Annotated in this window: 2 protein-coding genes; both read left to right on the top strand. The window is 40.8% G+C overall.

Annotation, left to right across the window (positions count from 1 at the left end):
* The first annotated feature begins 251 nt into the window (after positions 1-251).
* On the top strand, positions 252-794 hold the full coding sequence (locus GVN22_RS26730; RefSeq protein ID WP_166554066.1) for a hypothetical protein: 543 nt from the start codon (positions 252-254) through the stop codon (positions 792-794).
* Between the two features lie 33 nt (positions 795-827).
* Positions 828-4913, top strand: coding sequence for a hypothetical protein (locus tag GVN22_RS26725; protein WP_166554065.1), 4086 nt, complete (start codon positions 828-830; stop codon positions 4911-4913).
* The last annotated feature ends 106 nt before the right edge of the window (positions 4914-5019 follow it).

The raw sequence follows: 5019 nt of genomic DNA, 5'->3' as shown, positions 1-5019 counted from the left end.
TTTATAGCATTAGCAGGCATGGGTTTTTCTGCATACCTTGTTTACTCTAATTTACCAATTGCAGGGTCTATTTTTGCAGGAGTTACACTTTTAGCCGTTGTGAACTCATTTTTGAACTTTAGAAAAAATAAGGGAGAAAATAATTAAGACATATACATATTCTTTAGAACAAAAGCGCATCATTACTGGTGCGCTTTTCTTTTGTCCTTAATAGCCTAAAATGTATTAATGAAATTAGTATTAAAAAGACTATGGAACAATCTGTTTTAGATAACCCCGTGATACAAGGCTTATTAGAAGCATTTGCTGATAGGGCTATGATTACTTTTCGAAGAAAAGTAAGAGAGAGTAAGTTAGAAGTAACTGGGGAGCTATACGACTCAATTAGGGCTCAAGCAATAGAAAAAGGGATCGGTTTTTTAGAAGCTAGAGTTGAGTTACAGGCGCTTTTAAGAATTAAAGATATGAGAGTCAGAAGGTATAAAGCTACAATACCATACTCTGAAATAGAACAGTGGGTCAAAAATAAAGGATTAAATAGTTTTGCCTATGTTCCAGGATATAAAAGGTCAGCATCAGAGATTAATACTAGACAAACATACCAAGATAAGGTTGATAGGATAGCTTGGGCGATTATGTATAAAATTTCGCTTGAACCAATTGTAAAAAGGAGTTATAAAAGTATATATAATGAAGCACTTGCTCAGGAAGTTTTGCCTATATTTTTTAACCATTTGCATTACGAGGCAGTAACTACAGGCGCAAAGCAATTTAAAGCTATATTTAATCAATAGTAATATTTTATAATCATTGTTCTACATATCAAAATGGATTTTAGAGACACCGCAGTACTAGCATTACGAGCCGAAACAAGTGAGTTTGATAAATCAATGCAGAATTTGAATAAACAGGCAAAGGAACTCAAAAAACAGCTTTCGGATATTGAAAATTCAGGTGGTAAGGGAGGAGAAGAGTGGAAAAAGTTGAAAACAGAGTTGAAAGCCTGTGATGATCAAACGAAAGCATTAGTGAAATCCATGAAAACAATGGACGTCTCTAAAATGACAATACAACAACTTGAAAACCATTCGAGAGCCTTAAACAAAGAACTCAAGCAGCTAGAACCAGGAACTAAGGCTTTTATTGAAACCAGTAAAAGACTTGGAGATGTAGAAAAGAGATTAGGAGCAGTTAGGAAAGAAGTTACTGACATCAAAAAGGGAGGGGAAGATTTAGGTAAACCAGGTATTTGGGACAAGATTTCTGGTGGTGTAAATAAAGTCAATTTAGCCTTTAAAGCTATGATTGCTTTGCAGATTATCCAATGGGCTGTTGATTTAGGTAAATCAATTTTTGGGACAACTCAAAAATTAGAGAAATACGAAACGGTTTTAACTACCTCTCTAAAGTCTCAAAAACTGGCCAAGGAAAGTATGGCAGCACTGAAGGACATTGCCGCGAAGACACCTTTTTCACTGGAGGAATTAACAGAGTCTTATGTCAAAATGGTGAACCGTGGGTTAAGACCTACCAGAGAACAGATGTTAGCCATGAGTGACGTCGCCAGTGCCTTGGGTAAGCCATTGGAGGACGTCAACGAAGCCATTTTGGACGTAAGCAATACCGAACGCTGGAATGAGCTTGGGATTAAGGTACAAAAGTCAGGTGACAAAATCATTGGTACTTTTAAGGGGCAAACTGTGACGATGGAGGCGACCGAGGAAGGTGCTATGAAAATGGTTACAGCCTTTGGTAAAATCGACGGCGTGGCTGGTATGAATGCCCAAATGATGAATAAGCTTGAGGGACAAACCTCTAACCTTGGCGACACCTTTATGCAATTGGCTGGAGCTGTAGGCGAACAACTCAAACCCGTGTTCTATGCCTTGTTGGCTATTGTTATCAATGTGGCTAATTTCTTGCTAGAGCTGGCCCAGAACTCCGAGCCTGTGGTTACTGTTTTTAAATCGCTTTTCCAACAAGTGACCAACCTATACAGTAGCATGATGGGATTGGTTCAACAGATATTCCCTAATCTCAGTAAACAAACCGTTTCGGCCACGGCGGTTATGAAAGGTTTAGCGGTTGTGTTTCAATCTTTACTTTTACCTGTTAGGGCGTCTTTTTTGGCTATCCAAGCCATGATTGAGTCGTTGGGTGCTTTGATGTCGGGTGGCAAAGCTTTGGTCAAGTTTTTACAGGGTGATTTTGTGGGTGCTTCCAAAACGTGGGATGAGGCCAAAAAGCAGTTTAGCAACATGACCAAACACGCCAATGATAATTTTACCCAAATCAAAAAAGGGTTTAAAGATGCTTTGGTAGATACTCCAAAAAAACTAGAACCTGAAGCCGTTTTGGCAGCAGCTACTACCGAAAATAAAAAGCAAAATGTAGTCACGGAGGAGCAGAAAAAAGCGGCTGAAAAGCGAGCTAAAGAAGCTGAGAAAAACCGAAAGAAAGATGAGAATGAAGAAAAGAAACACCTTGATCAGATAGCCAAAGCCAACGAAGAAGCACTCAAGCGTATTGCAGAGTATGAAGCTGAAACCAACATCAACTCGATACGTGATGAGCTGGAACGTGAGATAGCTAAAATCAACGAAAAAGCTAGAAAACGAAAAGCCGAAAATGAAGCTTCAATGGCCGACAAAGCTTTGAAAGAAAAGCTTGAAACCATTATTGAGAAAGAAGCTGAAGCAGAACGCCAAAAGGTCAGAGATGAGTACAAAGCCAAGGAATCCAAGAAGCAGGAAGAAGCGGCTCAAAAGCGGCTTGAAACCGAAAAGCTAGTACAGGAACAGGAGAAAAAAGCCGAAAGCGCTTTGCTCGACTGGAAAGAAGTTCAAGCGGGTACCAATGCCAGAAAGCTGGTTGAAATCCGAAAAGAGCGCCTAGCGCTTGAGCTAAAGTATACTCAAGAAAAGTTGGATACTGAACTCCAGATTGAGAAGAAAAAAGCCGAACGTGAAATCAGCGATACCCAGCAGAAAGAAGCGGCTTTGAAAGCGATTGAGGAACGTTATCAAAATGAAAAGAAAGCCCAAACAGCCAAATACACGCAAGAAATTGGCAAGCTAGACAAAGACCTAATTGACGGGAAGGTAAGTAAACAAAAAGCTTGGAGTGATGTCTTTAGTGCCTTTCTGAAAGGAGACGTAAACAAAGCCGTTGAAGCGGCTGGGCAAATTGTACAAGGCGAAGCAGCAGCTTGGCAAAAGCGACTCCAAAATAACCAGGAGAAGTTTCAAATGGTGGGTCAAATGGCGATGCAAGCAGCCAACTTTTTGGCAGATCTGGAAAAAGCTAAAGCTGACAAGGCTATTGCTGAGGCATTGCGAGAACGTGACGAAAAGGTGGCTATTTTACAACAACAGCTCAACCAGAATAGTGCTGATCTAAATGCTGCCATCGATAATGAGCGCTCCATCAAACAGCAACATACCGAGGCTATCAAGCAATTAAAGGATTCGGAAACAAGTCGGATTAAAGATTTGGAAAAGATTCTCCAAGATGATACGATGGAGAAGGCTGACAAAATCAAGGCTTTTAAAGAAAGTTATTCCGAGTCGTTTTTGGCTATGAAGGATGCCGAAACCGAAAAGGTAAAGCAACTGAAGGAAGAGGAAACAGAGCGACTTCAAAACCTAGAACAGACCCTCAACGAACAGGTTTGGGATTTGGAGTCACAAATGAGAGTGGCCACCGATAAAGCTGAAAAGGAAGCTTTGGAGGAAAAAATCCGTAAAGCTAAGAAGGAGAAAGAGGAGAAAATGGATGCCGCCGAAAAAACCATGAAAGCGGCTATCAAAGCGGCTGAAGATGAAAGAGACGCCAAAATAAAAGCGGGTCAACAACAGCTCAAGGAACGTTTGGAGGAATTGGATGACGAAACCAAGCAGGATAAAGCGTTATCCAAAGAGCGCATCGAACAGGCCAAGCAGGAAATGGACGATAAAATCAAAGCAGCGGAAAAGGAGAAAGCAGAAAAAGTGAAAGCCGCTACTGATGAGAAAAATCGCCAAATCAAAATCAAAATGGACTTGGAAGCGGCTATCAAAGCCGAAAATGAACGTGCTCGCCAAATTGAAAAAGCTGAAAAACTCAAAGCTTGGCAAGCTCAGAAAAAAGCTGATACCGCTAGTGCGCTAATTACTGGAGCATTGGCGACCATCAAAGCGCTTGCATCTGGTTTCTGGCCAGTAAACTTGGTGTTCGCTGCTATGTCGGCCGTTATGACTGGTATTCAGGTTGCCAAAATCAACTCGCAACCTCAACCACAATTTCACTATGGTTTTACACCTCAAGGTAGCAAGCATGAAAAGACTTACGGAAAAGGGGGTATAGCTTTAGTCGATAACAAAACAGGTAAAGAGTTGGGCGAAATGGAAGGAGGAGAGGCCATTGTCAATGCTGACCAGACAGAAATCAACCAGCCAATTATTAAGCAGATGCACGAAAATGCCAAACGTGGTATTAAAAAGCCTGTTTGGCAAACTATGAATATCATGGGCGAAGGTGCCAAACCTTTGGCATTTAAAAACGGAATAACCTCACTTAATACCGCTGGGCGAATGTACCAGTATGGGACTATCCTTAAACGCTATGATGACGGTTCAGATGGTTCGTTTACAGCTGACTCGCAAAAGGTCAATGAGTCTGAAGCTGACGTGGAAAAAGCTAAACAGTTGGGCGACGAACAAATCAAATTGCTACGTGAGCAAAATGAAGCACTCAAGAAAATTGTACAGCTGAGCGAAAATGGTGTTTACTTGAGTAATGAGATTAGAATGGCCATAAACCAAAATGTCGGAGCAACCCGTGGAGTAGAAACAGCCATTCGTCAAACCAACGTTTCGAATAAAATGGATACCCTAATCGGAATGATTTCAAACTTGAATGCAAGAGTTAAGTAAAAAGTGATTGGTCTATTTGAATAAAGGTCTTTATATTTGAAGCAGTTTTAATGCACTAACAACTCCACAACTTTTATGATCAAGAAAGTCGAATTTGCAGTGCCGC

The organism is Cellulophaga sp. BC115SP (assembly GCF_009905545.1).
Classification (GTDB): Bacteria; Bacteroidota; Bacteroidia; order Cytophagales; family Spirosomataceae; genus Flectobacillus; species Flectobacillus rivi.
This window is presented reverse-complemented; position numbering and strand designations above follow the sequence as displayed.